This is a genomic window from Nocardia sp. NPDC047038 (assembly GCF_040644075.1).
Taxonomy (GTDB): Bacteria; Actinomycetota; Actinomycetes; order Mycobacteriales; family Mycobacteriaceae; genus Nocardia; species Nocardia sichangensis.
In genome coordinates, this window is the sequence record NZ_JBEYVQ010000004.1 from 600,456 (window position 1) to 618,400 (window position 17,945).

The 17,945-nt window shown below is 64.0% G+C and carries 17 protein-coding genes and 4 pseudogenes; 11 read left to right on the plus strand and 10 right to left on the minus strand.

What is annotated here, in order from left to right:
- Positions 1–60 precede the first annotated feature (60 nt).
- Both ABZ824_RS19395 and ABZ824_RS19400 read left to right on the plus strand, forming a co-directional pair.
- Positions 61–681, plus strand: a complete 621-nt coding sequence (locus tag ABZ824_RS19395; RefSeq protein ID WP_356964528.1) for a hypothetical protein — start codon at positions 61–63, stop codon at positions 679–681.
- Complete coding sequence (locus tag ABZ824_RS19400; RefSeq protein ID WP_356964572.1) at positions 678–1,064, plus strand: transposase; 387 nt, start codon at positions 678–680, stop codon at positions 1,062–1,064. The genes ABZ824_RS19395 and ABZ824_RS19400 overlap by 4 nt, the downstream gene beginning before the upstream one ends.
- Positions 1,065–1,084: 20 nt before the next feature.
- Here ABZ824_RS19400 and ABZ824_RS19405 read toward each other — a convergent pair.
- The 4 genes and pseudogenes from ABZ824_RS19405 to ABZ824_RS19420 form a co-directional block, all read right to left on the minus strand.
- Positions 1,085–1,461: pseudogene (locus ABZ824_RS19405) on the minus strand (transposase); the annotation flags it as partial.
- A gap of 163 nt (positions 1,462–1,624) precedes the next feature.
- Complete coding sequence (locus ABZ824_RS19410) at positions 1,625–2,860, minus strand: cytochrome P450 (protein WP_356964573.1); 1,236 nt, start codon at positions 2,858–2,860, stop codon at positions 1,625–1,627.
- A 706-nt stretch (positions 2,861–3,566) separates the two neighbouring features.
- Positions 3,567–3,782 (minus strand): hypothetical protein, encoded by a 216-nt coding sequence (locus tag ABZ824_RS19415; protein WP_356964529.1) that lies wholly within the window; start codon positions 3,780–3,782, stop codon positions 3,567–3,569.
- A gap of 84 nt (positions 3,783–3,866) precedes the next feature.
- Positions 3,867–4,966: pseudogene (locus ABZ824_RS19420) on the minus strand (IS630 family transposase).
- A gap of 225 nt (positions 4,967–5,191) precedes the next feature.
- Here ABZ824_RS19420 and ABZ824_RS19425 point away from each other — a divergent pair.
- Genes ABZ824_RS19425 through ABZ824_RS19435 form a run of 3 tightly spaced genes read left to right on the plus strand, consistent with a single transcriptional unit; the run spans position 5,192 to position 6,010 of the window.
- Positions 5,192–5,434: a hypothetical protein gene (locus ABZ824_RS19425; protein WP_356964530.1), complete on the plus strand. Its 243-nt coding sequence runs from the start codon at positions 5,192–5,194 to the stop codon at positions 5,432–5,434.
- Between the two features lie 25 nt (positions 5,435–5,459).
- Positions 5,460–5,681 (plus strand): tyrosine-type recombinase/integrase, encoded by a 222-nt coding sequence (locus tag ABZ824_RS19430; RefSeq protein ID WP_356964574.1) that lies wholly within the window; start codon positions 5,460–5,462, stop codon positions 5,679–5,681.
- Between the two features lie 44 nt (positions 5,682–5,725).
- Positions 5,726–6,010, plus strand: coding sequence for a tyrosine-type recombinase/integrase (locus ABZ824_RS19435; RefSeq protein WP_356964575.1), 285 nt, complete (start codon positions 5,726–5,728; stop codon positions 6,008–6,010).
- 616 nt (positions 6,011–6,626) lie between these two features.
- On the opposite strand, the gene ABZ824_RS19440 is transcribed toward ABZ824_RS19435, so the two are convergent.
- Both ABZ824_RS19440 and ABZ824_RS19445 read right to left on the minus strand, forming a co-directional pair.
- Positions 6,627–7,073, minus strand: a complete 447-nt coding sequence (locus tag ABZ824_RS19440) for an OB-fold domain-containing protein (RefSeq protein WP_356964532.1) — start codon at positions 7,071–7,073, stop codon at positions 6,627–6,629.
- A 224-nt stretch (positions 7,074–7,297) separates the two neighbouring features.
- Entirely contained in the window at positions 7,298–7,843 is a 546-nt protein-coding gene (locus ABZ824_RS19445; protein ID WP_356964533.1) for an SMI1/KNR4 family protein, read from the minus strand.
- 291 nt (positions 7,844–8,134) lie between these two features.
- Between ABZ824_RS19445 and ABZ824_RS19450 the strand changes: the two genes are divergently transcribed.
- Both ABZ824_RS19450 and ABZ824_RS19455 read left to right on the plus strand, forming a co-directional pair.
- Positions 8,135–8,548, plus strand: a complete 414-nt coding sequence (locus tag ABZ824_RS19450; RefSeq protein ID WP_356964576.1) for a transposase domain-containing protein — start codon at positions 8,135–8,137, stop codon at positions 8,546–8,548.
- Between the two features lie 410 nt (positions 8,549–8,958).
- Positions 8,959–9,423 (plus strand): annotated as a pseudogene (locus tag ABZ824_RS19455) (transposase); the annotation flags it as partial.
- 755 nt (positions 9,424–10,178) lie between these two features.
- On the opposite strand, the gene coaD reads toward ABZ824_RS19455, so the two are convergent.
- Both coaD and ABZ824_RS19465 read right to left on the minus strand, forming a co-directional pair.
- Positions 10,179–10,646, minus strand: coding sequence for a pantetheine-phosphate adenylyltransferase (coaD, locus tag ABZ824_RS19460; protein ID WP_356964534.1), 468 nt, complete (start codon positions 10,644–10,646; stop codon positions 10,179–10,181).
- Positions 10,647–10,756: 110 nt separating this feature from the next.
- Entirely contained in the window at positions 10,757–12,004 is a 1,248-nt protein-coding gene (locus tag ABZ824_RS19465) for an IS110 family transposase (protein ID WP_356964536.1), read from the minus strand.
- A 770-nt stretch (positions 12,005–12,774) separates the two neighbouring features.
- Between ABZ824_RS19465 and istA the strand changes: the two genes are divergently transcribed.
- The 4 genes from istA (at position 12,775) to ABZ824_RS19485 (ending at position 16,649) form a co-directional block, all read left to right on the plus strand.
- Positions 12,775–14,079 carry an IS21 family transposase gene (gene istA, locus ABZ824_RS19470; protein WP_356964537.1) on the plus strand — a complete coding sequence of 435 codons (1,305 nt, stop codon included), beginning with the start codon at positions 12,775–12,777 and terminating at the stop codon, positions 14,077–14,079.
- On the plus strand, positions 14,076–14,888 hold the full coding sequence (locus tag ABZ824_RS19475) for an ATP-binding protein (protein WP_356964538.1): 813 nt from the start codon (positions 14,076–14,078) through the stop codon (positions 14,886–14,888). Before istA ends, ABZ824_RS19475 begins: the two co-directional genes overlap by 4 nt.
- 133 nt (positions 14,889–15,021) lie before the next feature.
- Positions 15,022–15,672 carry a hypothetical protein gene (locus ABZ824_RS19480; RefSeq protein WP_356964540.1) on the plus strand — a complete coding sequence of 217 codons (651 nt, stop codon included), beginning with the start codon at positions 15,022–15,024 and terminating at the stop codon, positions 15,670–15,672.
- On the plus strand, positions 15,669–16,649 hold the full coding sequence (locus tag ABZ824_RS19485; RefSeq protein WP_356964541.1) for a nucleotidyl transferase AbiEii/AbiGii toxin family protein: 981 nt from the start codon (positions 15,669–15,671) through the stop codon (positions 16,647–16,649). The genes ABZ824_RS19480 and ABZ824_RS19485 overlap by 4 nt, the downstream gene beginning before the upstream one ends.
- Positions 16,650–16,896: 247 nt before the next feature.
- On the opposite strand, the pseudogene ABZ824_RS19490 reads toward ABZ824_RS19485, so the two are convergent.
- Both ABZ824_RS19490 and ABZ824_RS19495 read right to left on the minus strand, forming a co-directional pair.
- Positions 16,897–17,196: pseudogene (locus tag ABZ824_RS19490) on the minus strand (thioredoxin-disulfide reductase); the annotation flags it as partial.
- A gap of 227 nt (positions 17,197–17,423) precedes the next feature.
- A partial coding sequence (locus ABZ824_RS19495) for an NAD(P)(+) transhydrogenase (Re/Si-specific) subunit beta (RefSeq protein ID WP_356964542.1) occupies positions 17,424–17,945 on the minus strand: 522 nt, incomplete at its 5' end.

Below are 17,945 nucleotides of genomic sequence, written 5' to 3' on the forward strand. Positions count from 1 at the left end.
GCACAAGTACCGGTACTGGACCATCGCCACCACTCCCCTTCCACGTACCCCCTCCGACTGGTGCGGCTCATTTCATCGGCCAGCAGCACCACACGGGACCCGCAGGTCCTTCGCCTTGCCCAGGATCGCGTCGCGGCGCAGGTCCGCCAGCTCCTTACCCCGGGCCATGTAGCGGGCCTGGGAGTCGATGGCCTCGCGCTTGATCCGACCCCGCTGGCGGTAGGCGAGCGGCCACGCAGCCCAGCGGCCCGGAGCTCCAAGGCTAGCAACGAACTGCGGTCGATCCTGCGCGAGTACTACCCGCCGTTCCTGGACGCCTTTGCGGGCAAGTCGGCAACCAATCTGGCCAAACCGGATGCCCGTGCGGTGCTCGCCATCGCGCCCACACCGGCGCATGCAGCAAAACTCACCAAGACCCGCATCGCGACCGCGTTGCGCCGTGCCGGCCATCAACGCTGCATCGATGACCGCGCCGCCGAGATACTGCAGCGCCTGCACATCCCGCAGCTGCGCCAGCCCGGGCTCGTCGAGCAGGCGATGGGCCGACAGGCGCTGGCCCTGCTGGCGATGCTCGATGCCGCCTGCTCCGGTTCCGACGATCTGAACAGGCCGCGGCCGAAGAATTCCGCAAGCACCCCGACTATGCCGTCATCACCAGCTTTCCCGGCTTGGCCGAGGTGACCGGCGCCCGTGTTCTCGCCGAGATCGGCGATGACCGCGACCGGTTCGCCGACGACCGCGCGCTGAAGGCCTACGCCGGATCCGCGCCCGTCACCAAGGCCTCCGGCAAGGTCACCTCTATCACCCACTGGCGGATCAAGAACGACCGGCTCGCCGCAGTCGGCTGGGTCTGGGCCACCTACGCCTCGATCAACCCCGGCCCCGCCCGCGAGCGCTACCGCAGGCGCCGAGATCACGGCGACCGCCACGCTGCCGCCCTGCGGCACTTGTTCAACAAGATGCTCGGCCAGCTCTACCACTGCCTGCAAACCCACCGGACCTTCGACCTTGTGAAGGCCTTCGGGCATCCCACCGACACAACCGAAAATCAGACTGCTGCTTGACAGTTAGCGGAATCGGAGGTCTGACAGGTCTCCGTCCGCCCGGCCGTGCCGGAGTACCGGCGCTGCACCCCGGCCGAACGCAGGCCCTTCTTCAGGAACCCGGTGTCATCGGCGATCAACACCGCATCCTTCTCACCGAGCCGCTCGGCCACATAGCCACGCACGTCGTCACGAACTCCATCGACGTCGCAGTCCGCCCACCGCAACAACCGCTGCATCCCGTCCGGACTCACCTCACCCGCCTGCTCGGCCAGCGTCCACCCGCTCTTACGCTCGAGACCCGCCACCAAACCGGTCACATACTGCCGGGCCCGGCCCCGCGGCTCCGACCGCGTGAACCGGCCACCAATCCTCCGTGCAACGAATCCAACTCCGCTGCAACAACTTCCAAAACCACCCCAGCAAACTACCGGACCGAGTGCCGTTGCAGTACTAGATATGCATGCTCGTCTGCAACCGGCTCAAAAGACTGCCCGAGGCGATCGGCGAGGTCTGCCAGGAAGCGTTGTGCAGATCCGCATTTTACACCTGTTGCTCGCCTCGTTCCGGTATGCGTCGCGTCAGACGGAATCTAGATATACAGGCGAACTTGGAGGAAAGGCGACAGGGAGAGAGATCAGCGCGCGGTGGAACGGCCCCGGCCGCCACTGCAGCGTCTCTCGCGCGACTGCTAGTTCCACATCCGGGAGCGCGTCCAAAAGTTGATCGATAGCGTCCTGCGCGATGAGCAGCGCAATCGGTTGGGCTGGGCAGGCGTGCGGGCCCGCACTGAATGCCAGATGCGACCGGTTATCGGTAAGATCACCGGAACGGATAACGGGATCGTTGTTACATGCGGCCATGCTGATTATCACCGGCTCATGCGCCGGCAACCAGACATTATCAATCAGGATCGACTGCCGCGGATAGCTGATACAGTAATTCGCCATCGGCGGGTCGTTGAACAGTACTTCATCCAACGCATCACGGGTCGCCAGACTACCGCCGAGAACACTCGCCGCAAAACGCTCATCGGTCAACATCAACAGCAGCGTGTTTACGATCAGATTCTGCAGCGGCTCGATACCGGCACCGTACAAAAGCGCCAATTGGTGAACCATTTCCTCGTCATTCAGCTGTACTGGGTGCTCCACCAAGTGGGTAGTGACATCGTCGTCCGGATTCTCACGTTTCGTCCAGGTGAGTTCCAGCAAAGCCTCGCGCAGCATGCGGTTGCCCTCTGCAGCGTCGATGGTGTCGAACATGGCCGCCATCCCGGTCGCCGCGCGCCGGCTGATCTCGGGAGAGCAGCCGAGAATTGTGTTCAGTGTACCGAAAATCAGAGGTAGCGCATACTGTCCGACTATGTCGCAGTGCCCGTCCGCACAGAAGGAGTTGATCAGCGCAACGGCCATCCTTTCGACTGTGGCGTGCAACTGGTGTAGGTCAATCTTCCCGAGCCCTGCCAATGTCGCCGCCCGGTACCGTGCATGATCAACTCCCGCGCTGCGAATGGCATTGGGCCGCCACTCCATCATCGGCCGAATCGGGCAGTCAGCGGGAATGCCGCGTTCCCACACCCGGGGATCAGCGGGGAAACGTTTCGGATCATTCAAAATACTCAGAGCGGCATAATAGCCGATCACTAGAGTGGCCGGCACCCCTGGCGCCAGCTCCACCGGAACCAACGAGCCGAAACGGCACCGCATCTCCCGATAGACTCGATGCGGATCGACCGCGTACTCTCCCGTGTACAGGGCAACACGCTCACCCACGAAGCCAATTGGCGCCGCATATGGCGGCGATTCGATCTCAATATCCAACTTCTATTGATTCCTGTGAGGTTTATTAATGGGCGGTATATCCGCCTCGCGGAGCTGAACTTGTGATTACTTCATGGCCGACCGGGGAATGCAGGCACTCCACTGAACGGCAGCACAGACCGCGCGACCATCGATGACACGCAGACCACCTGGACTTCGACGTTCCTCGAGCGCAACGACCACGCCGGGTCTGTCAAAGACTTGATACGCGCGAGAATGGCCATTGTTCGCACAGCTACGATCGCCAGATCCACGCGGGCTCAATGCGAACGGCCTAATCGTCGCCGCCGATCGACCTGCACAAAACACCGCAAGCACCCCATCAACGCGGAGACTGTCGCGAGACCAGCGAGCCGAGACGGGCAGGTCCGCCCGGACAGGACACCGCGTCAGACCCACAAGTTGGTGGCGACGACGGTAGCGAATAGTCCGCGAATCGGCCATCTACGCTGCGGGGGTGACCCGAACCCGCTGCGTGGTCGACGTCATTGTCGACTGGCTCCGACTTCGGTGTCGGTACGTGCTGCCTGCTGGGTGTGGTCACGCGGACCTACAATTCCCCAGGGCAATCAGCTTGGCAATGGGGGAAACCCCTTAATCCATGTAGACGGGTGAGCTCGGCACCGCCGCCACACCTAACACGATGTACGTCGTATCGGCAACACCGGCAGCGGGTGCTCAAAGCCTCCTACACCAACCACTACCGGACTGGGCTGGTCCAGATCATGGAAGCGCTGGAGTTCGGATCGACGAACACCGTGCACGCGCCGATGATGAACGCAATCGCTCTGATCAAGCGGCACAAGGCCAAATCTCCAATCGGATCAAGTGCTACGCCATCGGCAAGCACGTCTCGATCGAAGGGATAGTCCCGGCCGAACTGGTCGATCTGATGTACCGGGCCGACAGCAAACACCGCCAGCGCATCCTGCGCAGCGTGTATTAGTGCGGGGTGTTCCAGGCACTGCGGGACAGGTTGCGGTGCAGAGAAATCTGGGTCCTAGTGTTCCGCGCCTGAAATCCGTCGGATATATCGGGCGAGGGAGTCGAGGATCTCCTCGGCAGTCTTGCGCCAGACGAACGGTCGGGGGTTCTCGTTCCAGCACTCGATCCAGGTGGTGACGTCTTTCTCCAGTGCCGCAACGCTTTTGTGGACCCCGCGGTGGGTGAGTTGGTCGGTGAGGTATCCGAACCAGCGCTCCACCTGGTTGAGCCAGGACAACCCGGTCGAGGTGAAGTGGACATGGAAGCGAGGGTGCCGGGCGAGCCATTCGTTGACGATCGGGGTCTTGTGGGTGGCGAGGTTGTCGCAGACGAGGTGGACATCCAGTTCGGCGGGCACCGTCTTATCGATCGTGACCAGAAACTTCTTGAACTCGCTCGCGCGGTGACGGCGGTGCAACTCGCTGATCACGGTGCCGTCGGCGATGTTGAACGCGGCGAACAGGCTCGTGGTGCCGTGGCGGGCGTAGTCGTGGGTGCGGCGCTCGGGCATGCCCGGCATCATCGGTAGTACCGGCTGTGAACGATCCAGGCCTGCATCTGCGACTTCTCGTCCACACATAGGACGACAGCCCGCTCGGGCGGATTGTGGTACAGGCCGACCACATCCACCACCTTCTCCACGAACAGCGGGTCGGTCGACAGTTTGAATCCGTCGACCAGATGCGGTTTGAGCTCGAACCGCCGCCAGATCCGCCCGATCGTCGATTTCGACAGCCCGGTCCGCTCGGCCATCGACGACCGCGACCAATGCGTGGCATCACGCGGAGTCGGTTCCAGGGTCAACGCCAGCACCTGTTCCACCCGATCCAACAGTATCGACGGCGGCCAGCCCGGCCGAGGTTCGTCGGCCAACCCGGGCAGGCCGTGTTCGATGAAGCGTTTCCGCCACTTCGCCACGGTCATCGGCGTGACACCAACCGCGGCCGCCACATGCGCGTTCGCCTCACCCGGCTCCGCGCACGCTAGCACGATCCGGCACCGCAAGGCATACGCCTGCGTGGAGGTCGCCGCCCGCGCACCCCGCACCAACTCCCGACGCTGCGCCTCGGTCACCACCAACTCCGGACCCGATCTCGGGCGCCCAGTCCTCGCCACCGACGAATCCTACAATTATCCACCGCGGCCACACCGCACTCGGCGGACACCCACCAGCCAGCCGCGTCACCAACCTCTCAGGTCAGTACACCTAGCCAACATAAGGGAGGCCGAGTGAGACCCAAGGGGCCGATGCCTGCATCGAGGTGGACGTGAGCACCTCTGCGCCGCGACGCTGGCTCGCGTGCCGCTGGATACCGATACCACCGCGCCTACAATTCGCGCGTGCGCGGCCTCCTATCCTGGCTGGACTCGGCAGGCCTCGACAGCGCCGACCCGCTCGCCGACGCTCATGGCCGCGACTTTGCTGTCCGTGACTACAAGACCCACCTGAAGACCGTACGCAACCAGTCGGCCCACACCGTCAACGCCCACATCACCGCGCTGGATCACTTCTTCGGCCACCTCGGGCTCGGCGCGGTACTCATGCGACGCGACGAGCCCCCAAGCGCGCACGCCGTGCGCTGACCGCCCGAGAGAGCAGAGGCGCTACCTGCACGCGGTGGAGTCCCGCCGCGCCCGGGGACCGGGCGATCGGGCGATCGGGCGGCTGCTATTGCACTGCGGTCTACGCGTCTCCGAACTGGTCGTCCTCGACGTCGAGGACGTCCCGCTGTCGGCCCGCAACGGCAACGTGCTCGTACGCGCCAGGAAGGGCGAGGACTCCCGCGAGGTCCCCGTTGCTCGACCCCGCCGTAATCGACGCCCTGGCTGACTGGAAGGAGGACCGCACCAGCTGGCCCGGCGCCGACACCGGCGCTGTTTCTCAACCGCCGCGGCGGTCGGCTCACCGCCCGCGCCATCGACCAACTCCTCGACGAACTCGCACACGACGCCGACCTGGTGGACGAGACGGGCAAGCCGTTCGCCTCCACGTATACCCTGCGCCACAACTTCAACACTAACCTGCTGCGCTCCGACGTCGACGTAGTCGTGGTCGCCGAATTGATGGGCCACCGCCGTCTGGACACCACCCGGCTGTACACCCTGCCCAACCACATCGACCTCGACACCGCGGTCACCAAACTCCCCACCCACCAGTAAGCGGCTGCTCCCCCGCATTGACTTGCGCTGACGCAATCGCGTGTAGTTGGTAACAGCAGTCTCACCGACACCCCAACACCGCAGCTGAGCAGGCCCTACAAGAACTTCGTTAGTTTTCGGCGATTACTACCGGAACCCCCACATACCAACGTCCACCCACCCGCTCGCGCAGGAAAAGAGGAAACTCCGCGGCATCGAACTGCGAGCCGCAACCGGCTTCGCAGACGGGCTCCGATGCGACGAGCGTACATACTAGTGGGAGCGGCGAATCCCGGGGGCGCGCCCGGATTCGCCCCGCCACGCCTGGGTCAGCGACCTCAGCAAATGCCGCTTGAGCCCGCGAATCCTTGGACTGTCGGTCCCTCGCGGACCGAGCGCCTCACTGACCCTTTGCAGGAATCGTTCACGGGTGACGCCGAAATTCACGAGCAACTCCCCATCAGCGGCACCACCGAAGGGCGCCCACCGGATCGCGAAACCGACCACCTGCTTCGAATCCGGGTCGAGAGATCTCACATCCTCCAAATGATCGCAGTTACGCAGCGATGTCCGAACCCACGACGTGTCGCGGCAATCGTCGGCGTTCGGTCGGTCGTTCGATCGCATGCTCGTCCGATCAGTCACCAATAGGGGATGCCTGGTGAACATCGACATTCGAGTTGTGAAGATCGGCAATGACTGCGAAGACCGGGAACCTGTCCTCCCACAGACGCGGCAGGAATTGCACACGCACCGGCCGATTACCGGGTGCTGGGACACCCCCATCGATCGTCGTGTAGATCCACGGGCCGTCATCGAGTTCGACGATGGCGATTGTCAAAGGCACCAGCTCATGTCGTCTGCCGTTAGTGGCGAAATGCACCACTCGCCAGGACACGATCGAGCCGACGCCAGACGACGGAACCCACTCGAGATTGCGAGATTCACAGGATGAACACCCGGTCGTCAGCGGCCAAAACACCTTGTTGCAGTCTCCGCAACGCCGGATCATCAACGTGTCCTCCACGCACGATCCGCTGCCGTTGCTGATGTTCGCAATGTTCTCCGGGTCGTTTGTGTACATGGAAACCTCGGCGAAGTAGTGCTGCAGGGTTCACACCAGCGTCTTCCGGACGGGGGGGCTCCGCCAACGGGAGAATGGCCTGGCACATACCTGTTTTGGCAGCTGAGAAGCCATAGCGGCAATCACACCGCCTCCAGCACGCCGCCGGGCTCGAACAGCCAGTTCTGCTGCCCCGGGTGCACCGTTAGTTCTAAGGCCGCTCAGTTAGCGGATGGGGCGTTGTGTCAAGGTTGATTCAGCCATCGCAGGTACCAGTCGGCGAAGCCGGGGGCGAAGGGGGAGACGCCACCGTCGCTGCACCGCCCGTCCTCCCAGAGCGTGCCCCGTTGAGGCCCGTTGAGAACCAGCCGGATCATGTATCCGCAGCCCTGGTGAGACACGTTCAGAGAACCACGAATGTGGGAGGGGTCGAAATATTCCTCTTCGGCTTCGGGTGTACCGTTGCCGAGCTCATTCCAGGATCGTGTTTGCGGAAAGGCCCCCGGCGAGAAACCCGGGCACCAGATCCTCATTGTGACCGTCGAGATCGGAACGATCGAGGCGGAAAATACCGTAAAACGGGCCCGCACCTCCGTCCCCGACCTCCGGATGAAGGACCGGTAGTCCTCAGGCAGCGCCACGCCGTGTCGGGTCTCGAACGCCGTGACTTCGCATTCAGCGAGTGGCTGGTTCAGCAGGTAACGGTGGCCGATGGCGCCGAATCGGGTGAACCCGGTATCTGCACGCCGTAGGAAGGCAAGTCGTTCGAGGATCTCCGCTCGATCCCACATTACGATCCCACCTCGGTCGAGCCTGAGCCCTTGCATAGTCGAAAGCCGCACCAACTCGAGGGGAGTCTACGCACCAATCGCCAAGAACACCTGGGGTCACGACCTGTCGGAGTCAAGGCAACACCATCTTTGGTGTCGAGTTGGTGGCCGGATGTGGCGGGTGGTTGTGTCGGACAGCGGAACTGCTGGTAGAGAGGTCTTGTCCGCCAAGACAATCCGCTCGTTGCAGGAGTTCAGTCTGTCATTTCCCGGTGCAGCGCGGTAGCCGCAGGTGCGTTTGCGCCGGGGCATCTGGGCGAGTTGACCCAGATCGTAGGGTTCGACCTGGTCGATGCCGCGCTGGAAGTGACCGGCAGCGTGCAGGCGAGGGTGCGTACCCTGCCGTCGCGGGTGGTGGTGTATCTGCTGCTGGCCGGGGCATTGTTCGAGGGGATCGGGTATCGGCAGGTGTGGGCACGGCTGTGTGCCGGGTTGTCCGGAATCGCGGTGGCTGCCCCCGGCTCCTCGGCGCTGGCGCAGGCCCGCCGCCGTGTCGGGGTCAAGCCGTTGCAGGCGTTGTTCGACCTGGTACGGGGCCCGGCGGCGGGCGCGGCGCGGTGGCGGGGACTGCTGGTGTGCGCGATCGACGGCACGGCCCTGTTCACACCGGACACTCCAGCGGAACGTGGCCGTTCACGGGCGTCAGACCGGCGGCCGCAACGGTGACTCCGGGTATCCGATGCTGCGTTTGCTGGCGGTGGTGGCCTGCGGCACCCGCACTGTCCTCGACGCTGTGTTCGGCTCCTACTCGATCGGCGAAACAAACTATGCGCCAAGCCTTTTCTGCTGTCTGAAACCGGGCATGCTGCTGTTGGCCGACCGCAACTTCGCGGTCACCACCCTGATCGAGCAGATCACCGACACCGGCGCGCAGTGGCTGATCCGCGGCAAGCTCGACCGGAAGGTTCCCGCGATCCAGCGTTTCGGTGACGGGTCGTGGCTGACCCGCATCGGCGCGGCAACCGTACGCGTGATCGACGCCGAGATCGTCGTGCACTGTGTCGGCGGCCCCCGCCGGGTCGGCCGCTACCGGCTGTTCACCAGCCTGACCGACCCGCAACGCTGGCCGGCCAACCGAACTGGTCACTCTGTACCACCTGCGCTGGGAGATCGAAACCAGTTACTTCGAACTGAAATCCAGCATCCTCGGCGGACGGGTGCTGCGCGCCCGCAGCCCGGCCGGCATCGCCCAGGAGGTCTACGCACTGCTGATCATCTACCAGGCCCTGCGCACCGCCATCGCCGACACCGCCCTGACCGCCACCGGCGTCACCCCCGACCGGGGCAGTTTCACCATCGCCCTGCACACCGCCCGCGACCAACTCGTCCACGCCGCCGGCGTACTGGCCGCCACCACCGTGGACCTCATCGGCCGGATCGGTGCCGCCGTGCTCGCCGACCCGCTGCCTACACAGCAGCCCCCGCGTGGTCAAACGCGCCATATCCAAACACCGTGCCAAAGGCGACATCGACCGCAACACCTACCGGACCACCATCACCGTCGAAATCCTCGGCGGTTGACATCAACCCAGACGCTCTAACTGCGCGGCCTTGCCGTTAGTTTCACATCGTGGACACCACATCACAGCAGAGCATCGGGCACGCCCACTGCCGGTATCGGACCTGTTCGATCGGCAGTTCCAGATTCCGGCGCCGAACATATTGGGTGATCGACATGGTGCGGGACTACCCTTGGGCTAGGAATGCTCGATCAGTAGGCAGACCGCGTTCGTCAACTGCGCGATCTGGCCGACGTCATCCTCGGTTCTCCGCCGCCCACAACCAGTTCTTCTAAGCAAATCACTGCGATCGACTGTGCTGGGTTCGCCGCTGTATCGTGACATCAATCAGTTCGCGGCATGGCCACCGGGTGATCGAGGTGATATCACCCTACTCAACCGGCCAGCGCTCGCGTGAATAATCGCGCGACAGCCGGTGCCTGTGGCGGTGCTGGCCTGGTGGTAGGTGTGGTCGACCAGACCCCCGCGGCGAAGACACTGGGCACCCTAGTCGGCGGTTGAGGGGCGCAGCACCGGGTCGTAGCCCTCGATGGGGAACTTGTCGGTTGCCAGGAGGAAGGGACCACTTCGGAGCCGTTTTCGCCATGAGGATGGGACCACCCGTTTGCCACTGATGGGACCACCTGACTAGCGGTTTTGCCAGTTATGGGACCATCCGGCGTGGCTTCGGGGTTTCCGGTTGCTCGGCCGATGTATTGGCCAGATGAGCTACCGGGAGACCTCCGATTCCGCTAACTGTCAAGGGAAGGAGGGGTCTTGGTAGCGATCGGCTGAACCTACAGCCGCTTCAGCAGTCGACCGTGCAACGTCGCGGGCAGCAGGCCGGTCGTGTCGCCACCCGCTGCGGCGACCTCCTTGACCAACGAGCTGGACACGAACCCGTAGGCGGGGTCGCTGGCAATGAAGACCGTGTCCACGCCAGTGAGCGTGTGGTTCATCCGTGCCATGGACCGCTCGTAGTCGAAGTCGCCGCAGCGCAAGCCTTTCACAATCGCGGTGGCGCCCTGCTCGCGCGCGAAATCCACCAGCAGCCCCTGCCAGGATGTGACGCGCACGTTGCCGATGTGGGCGGTGACCTCGCGCAGCATCTCGACGCGCTCGTCGAGGGTGAACATCGTCTTCTTGCTCGCGTTGACTACAACCGTGACCACGAGGTCGTCGAACTGGGCTGCTGCCCGCTCGAACACATCGATATGGCCACATGTCACCGGGTCGAAAGACCCGGAACACAGGGCTGTTGCCATGTCTGCAGAAGATATCACCGACCGGCTACTCGATCACTTCCCTCAACTTCTCCGGGTCTCTACCAGTCCGGGATCCCGTCATGCAGCTGCAGGACTTTGACGGGATCCCGTCACGCAGCTGCAGGACTTTGAGGTTCAGGAGATTGCTCGCCGAATGCCTTCACCGGGTCGTAGGGCTGGTGGGTTTGCAGGCAGTAGTAGAGCTGTCCGAGCATCTTGTTGAACAGGTGCCGGATTGCGGGTGCGTGGCGGTCGCCGTGCTCGCGGCGACGCCGGTAGTGCTGTTGGCCGGGTCCGGGCAACACGACCATGGTGGTGCCCCAGACCCATCCGACCGCCGCCAGGCGGTCGTTCTTGATCCTCCTGTGGCTGATCGAGATGGTTTTGCCGGATGCTCTGGTGACCGGAGCGGATCCGGCGTATGCCTTCAGCGCCCGCGCGTCGGCGAATCGCTCTCGGTCATCGCCGATCTCGGCGAGCATGCGAGATCCGGTGAGGTCGGCCAGGCCAGGGAAGCTGGTAATGACTGTGTAGTCCGGGTGCTTGCGGAATTCCTCGGCCGCGGCTTGTTCCAGATCGTCGGCGCCGGCGCAGGCGGCGTCCAGCATCGCGACCAGCGCGAGCGCTTGGCGTCCCATCGCCAGCTCCACTGGTCCGGGCTGCCGCAGCTGCACCGTCCTGAGTCCTTCGACGATCTGGGTGGCGAGTTGGTCGATTCCGCGTTGGCGACCGGCGCGGCGCAGTGCGGCCGCGACCCGGGTCTTGGTGAGTTTGGTGGCCAGGGCCGGGGTGGGTGCCAGGGCGAGGATGGCTCGTGCTTCGGGTTTGGCGAGGTTGGTGGCGGATTTGACTGCGAAGGTGCTCAGGAACGCCGGGTAGTACTCCCGCAGGTGCGAGCGCAGTTCGTTGCCGGCCTTCGTGCGTCGCCAGACCGCGTCCTGCTGGGCGCGTGCGAGGACCGCGATAGCTTGGGCGAGTTCACTGTCGGCAGGTAGCACGCGGTGCAGGTGGGCGTCGACGCGCAGAATGTTCGCCAAGGTCATGGCATCGGCGTGGTCCGACTTGGCTCGGGCGACGCTATGGCGTTCGCGGTAGCGGGCCACTGCCATCGGGTTGATCGCGAATACTGGCCGCCTGGATGCGCGCAGGGCGGCGACCATCAACCCGCGCGGGGTCTCGATGGCGACTGGGATCGGGTTGTCTTCGGTGTCTCCGGCGTCGGTGAGCAGTTGTGTCAGCTCGGCGAACCCGGCTGGGTTGTCGCCGATCCGCCTCTTGGCCACGAGTTTGCCCTCGTGGTCGACGATCGCGATGTCGTGGTGCCCTTCAGCCCAATCCACGCCGCAGTATCGGTTCAATCCATTCCTCCATCAGGTGTTTTCCAGTGTTCGATGTCCCTGGCGGAAACGCGCAGCGCCCTACTTACGAGCCTCGATGGGCTTGCCTCCGATGAGCTGTTCGCGATCCCAGCTCACCCGCACGGCGCCGGTCTATCTCAGAGCTCGAAGGCTCGCGAAATCGCGGGGCGTCTGGTCGTGCGGGAGGGCTCGAACCACGAGCTATCCCAATCGAATACGACGGCCGGGTAGGGACGACACACCGTGCCGCAACCCTGTCCCGGCCTATTCCGCTACCACCTTCCCCGCGGTCTTGCATAAGGGCTCTGGCCCTTGAGATGTGCAGGGGTCAAGGCGGCGGCAGGCTTGTTGGGTAGTCCGTCCCGGCGCATCGTGCCTCTGGTGAGGGATCGAAGTCCCAGGGTCAGTACAGAAGTCGCCGGAACGAACCGTGAATGAGTCGAAGCAGCCAGCCGGCAGCATGCCTCCCGGGAGACCTTCAAGGTCAGTTTCAGTGCAGCTGTCCACGCCTCTGGCTTCGAACCCATTCACAGATAAGTAGTAGGTTTCGGTGATCGAGATCAGACAGATGCTGTGGCTGTGGCTGCAGGGTCGCGGGTTGCGGGAGGTGGCCCGGCTGTCGGGCGCCGACCGCAAGACGGTGCGCCGGTATGTCGAGAGGGCGCAGTCGTGTGGGGTGGACCGCGACGATGGTGCGGAGCAGTTGACCGATGGGCTGCTGATGGCGGTGATCGCCGGGGTTCGGAAGTCTCGTCCGAACGGTAAGAGCGATGTGGGAGACGCTCGCCGGTCAGTCCGAGCAGATCAAGCAGTGGCTGGGTCAGGGCCTGACCTTGACCAAGATTCATATTCTGCTCGCCCGCCGTGGTGTGGTGGTGTCGTATCGGACGCTGAACCGTTATGCGCAGGCGGAATTGGGGTTCGGAAAGCGGCGCGCGACGGTGCGAGTGGCCGACTGCGAACCCGGCGCGGAGGTGCAGGTCGACTTCGGGCGCCTGGGCCTGCTGACCGATGTCGAGGGCCGGCGGCGGGTGGTGAAGGGGCTGATCTTCACCGCGGTGTATTCGCGGCACATGTTCGTCTTCCCGACCTACCGGGAAACGCTCAACGACGTCATCGCCGGGTTCGAAGCCGCCTGGGTGTTCTTCGACGGCGTGTTCGCCGTCGCGATCCCGGACAACATGAAGGCGATCGTCGACCGCGCGAACGCGACCGATCCTCGGTTGAACGATTCGTTCCGCGAGTATGCCGAGTTTTGTGGGTTCGTGGTTGACCCGGCGCGGATCCGCAGCCCGCAGGACAAGCCGCGCGTCGAGCGCTGCGTTCCGTATGCACGGTCGAATTTCTTTGCCGGAGAACGATTCCGGGATCTGGAGGACTGCCGGGAATGTGCGCTGCGGTGGTGCCGTGAGACTGCGGGGATGAGAATACATGGCACCACGCGCCTGCGTCCGGCCGAAGTGTTCGCCACCGATGAGGCGCCGAAGCTCAAACCGTTGCCCGATACCGTATTCGATATCCCGACCTGGGTGAATCCGAAAGTCGCGCCGGACCGGCATGTTCAGATCTCCCAGGCTCTATACAGCATCCCCGGTGATCTGGTTGGGCAGCGGTTGACCGCTCGTGTCGACTCGCAGACGGTGAAGCTTTACTTCCGTGGTGAGCTGATCAAGGTCCACCCGAAGGTTGGGCCCGGGCGCCGGCAGACCGATCCGGCGGACCTGCCCAGCGAGCTCACCGCCTATGCGATGCGGGACCTGCATACGCTGCAACGCAAAGCATGCGACCACGGCGCTCATATCGGTTCCTATGCTGCGGCGGTGCTCGAGCATCCGCTGCCCTGGACGAAGATGCGGCAGGTCTATCGGCTGCTCGGGCTGGTGCGCCGCCACGGCGCCGACGCCGTCGATGATGCCTGCCACCGGGCATTGGACGCCGAGGTCGTCGACGTCGGCGTCATCGACCGCATGCTCACCCGCGCCACCACGCCCCAGCAGCTGACGCTGCTGCCGCCACCGGCGCCTTCTCGGTTCGTTCGTTCGGCCACCGATTTCGCGGTCAGGAGGCCGTCATGAGCACCACACGCCGTCCCGCCGCCGCCCCGGCGGTCAAACCCATCGAGGTCACCCCGGAGCTGAAGTCGCTGATGCGGCGGCTCAAGCTCGGCCAACTCCTGGACACCCTCCCTGAACGCCTCGCCCTCGCGCGGTCGAACCGGTTACCGCATCACGACTTCCTGGAAATGTTGTTCGCCGACGAGGTCACCCGCCGCGACCGGGCTTCCGAGCAACGCCGCGCCAAAACCGCCCACCTGGACCCCCAGATGCACCTGGCGGCATGGGACGATTCGACCGCGGTCACCTTCGACCGCGAACTCTGGGCCGAACTGACCTCACTACGATTCCTCGCCGACGCCTACAACGTATTGATCATGGGGCCGGTCGGGGTCGGAAAAACGTTCCTGGCCAACGCATTAGGACACATCGCGGTCCGCCGCCACCACACCGTTCACACCGAACGCGTCGACAAACTGTTCAAACGGTTGCGCGGTGCACGCCTCGATGGCAGCTACGAAGACGAGATGCGCAAACTACACCGCGTCGACCTGCTCATCCTCGACGACCTGGCCCTGCACCGGCTCGAAGCGGTCGAGACAGGCGACTTCTACGAGCTGATCATCGAACGCCACCGCAAAGCCTCCACTATCATCACCAGCAACAGGGAACCACCCGAGATCCTGACCATGATGGCCGACCCGCTACTGGCCCAATCGGCGATGGACCGGCTCCAATCAGCCGCCTACGAACTGGTCGTCGAGGGCGAGTCCTACCGGCAACGGCAAAAGCCGATTCCGACCCGGTCATCGCGTGAGTCGGCGGACTAGCGGCATCGTGCTGGGCGGCGATCAGGTGGCCAGGATTCGCCGGGTTGGTGAACCGCGGAACGGTGAACCGACCTTCCCAAGCATGGTGAGAATTGCACGGCCGTGCACGTCCACGCTTGCTACGGTCGGACACGTGGGGATCGCACACCAGTTCGCAGGTGAGTTCGAGGCGCATCTAACCGTGCGCCCACCTGCCGACGAATCGCAGCTGGCCGATTGGGCTGCCGCCCACGGCCTACGCTATGCGCGCATCCTGCTCGACCGGGGCCTCACATCCGATCAGCCCATGCTGACTTTCACCCGGTCCGGGACCGTCGAGGACATGATGCGGGTGGTGCAAACCCACACCCATGCGCTGGACTCGGCGGGCTTCGCCTTGGTCCGCACCAAGATCGAGGCCAGCCCCTACAACGCGCAGATACCGCAGACGGCCGAGCAGGTCGCGAGCGTGCCGGCTGGCTGCTATTTCGAGCACCACATCAAGCTGCTCTTGTCTGGGAACGACGACGTCACCCGCGTCCGGGTGCTCGCCCAACCGCACGCTGCGCACGTCTCCCGCAACGCCCGCAGATCGGCAGGCAATGGGTGCCATGAGCGGTTCGTGACCCAGCGCTGTCGCGGAGTCGCGCTGCCGGAGGCAGGTCGGCAACTCGACAGTTTGCTGAAAGATTTGGATGCCAACGATTTTTCCGTCATCGAAGTCGAGCGAGAGTTCGTCGTCCATGACGACTGTCCCGGCCTCGATGCCGGTTGGATCACCGAAACAGCCGCGGGCGCGCCGTGACGGCAACCGATGCGCGCCGCGCCGCGCTGGACCACATCCTGGCCCTGGTCGCCGACTCGGACTGGGGCGCCGGGATGGTGCTGCGCGGCAGCATGACGCTGCAGGCATGGGTCCCAGCTCACGCGCGAGCACCGGGTGACCTGGATTGGATCGTGCCCGAACCCCAATTTCCCGACCCGCTCGATCCCTTCCCCTACATCGACACCATCGAATCGGTTCAGCAATGGCCCGAGGCCGCAGTCGGCGCCGCCCGCTACCAGATCTGGTCCGATGAGGACTTCGATACTTTCGGCTGCCACCCGAAACTGCCCCCTGACGGGCTGCGGTGGATACGCGCCGAGGAATACCAGCGGCCCTCCCTGCAGGACGAACTGACCGCCACGATCGAACACGATCCACACGCTGCCGATGGCGTGGTACTCGACGCCGACGGCGTCCACACCGACGGCCAATGGAGCTACTTCGACAGTTACGACAGCACTGGCACGAGACTGATCGTTCCTTGGAACAGCCACAAACACGGAGCCGGGCAGATACAACTAGATTTCGCCGCCGATCAGACACTTCCCGACGCGCCGGTCTGGACTGTGATTCCTCGCGCAGACGCCCGCCCGCCAACGGTGGTCCTCACCGCGACCAGGGAGTTGTCCCTGGCATGGAAACTGCTGTGGCTGCACACCGACTCGACCGAAACCGGCCGCGCCGCGGGCAAAGACCTTTACGACGCCGTGCTCCTGGCCGAATGCCCGCAAACCAACCTCACACCCCAACTGCTGCGCAAAGTCCTCGGAACCCAGGCCCGCGATTTCAATCCCGACTCCATCCGTCACTGGCGGGTCGACTGGACCGAGTTCCACCGCACCCACCCAGGCATCCACGGCGAAATCGGCAACTGGCTCGACCGGCTCGCCCGGGCCATACCGACCCAAGCCATTCAATCTGAGCCAACGACCCTGCACAGCCGCAGAAGAAGTTGACCAACCCGCCGATCACCAGTCACCATCAGCATACGGCCCGCGACCGGGATCGAACCCGGTCCCATACTCACGGCAATCTGGTGGCCCCATCCACCTGGCAAGCGACAGGGAACTCCATCTAATACTTGACCAACCCGCTGCGCAGGGTGTGATCGGCTGCGAGGAATAGGTGGGGCCAGCTCGGAAATCTCGCCGGTACGGGTTGCGCAGTGTCAGGCTGGTATCGCCGTTGAACCCCGGCGACCTCGGCATTGAGTACAAGCTTGATCTTCTCGTTGGCCTTGACGCGCTCGAGCACAATGCGTGAGGCGCGGATTCCTCGCAGTGGTGCACGATGGTCGGTCAACTTCGGGAGAAGGGTGTCCGCCTCTATCGCGGAGTCGGCACCGCCGACCACGACGTTGTGCTGGATCTTGAAGAAGCAGCCGTCGCAGGTGGCGTAGGCGCTGACACCGCCACCGCGCGGCTTCTGTTCACCCCGGGTGGCGTTCAGATAGCGCGCCGCCGAAGCCATGGCGAGGATTACGGCATGGGCATGGTAGGTCTCACGGCCGACAGTAGCCGACTTGATCTGTTGTGGGGCATTGGTTCGCGGTCTTCTGCTCGTCAGGAAGCTCGCCGTCGGCGGGTTCCTTCACCACCACACAGCCTGGCCTTGATCGCTGCATCGGTCTTCGCTGGCATTATCTTGCGCATCGCCCCAAGAAAGTGGGGCGAGTACGAACCCGGTATTCATTCCTTGAAAGATGCCATCTGTTTCGTACGACGCTTGGCTTACAAGGCCTTGAGTTCTTCGGTGACTGCTCCGACGGATTTCTTGGCGTCGCCGAACAGCATGGAGGTGTGGTCGGCGTAGAACAGCGGGTTGTCGATTCCAGCGAAACCACTGTTCATGGAGCGCTTGAGCACGATCACCGACTTGGCCTGGTCGACGTTGAGCACGGGCATGCCGTAGATCGGGCTCGAGGAGTCCTCACGGGCGGCCGGGTTGGTGACATCGTTGGCGCCGATCACCAGGGCGACGTCGGTGCGATTGAATTCGCCGTTGATGTCGTCCATTTCCTTGAGCGCGTCATAGGACACCTCCGCCTCGGCCAACAGCACGTTCATGTGCCCGGGCATGCGACCGGCGACCGGGTGGATGGCGTACTTGACCTCCACACCCTTGGCCTCCAGCAGCGAAGCCATCTCCTTGACCGCATGCTGCGCCTGCGCGACCGCCATACCGTAGCCGGGGACCACGATCACCTGGTTGGCGTACGCCATCTGGATCGCGGCGTCCGCGGCGGAGGTGGC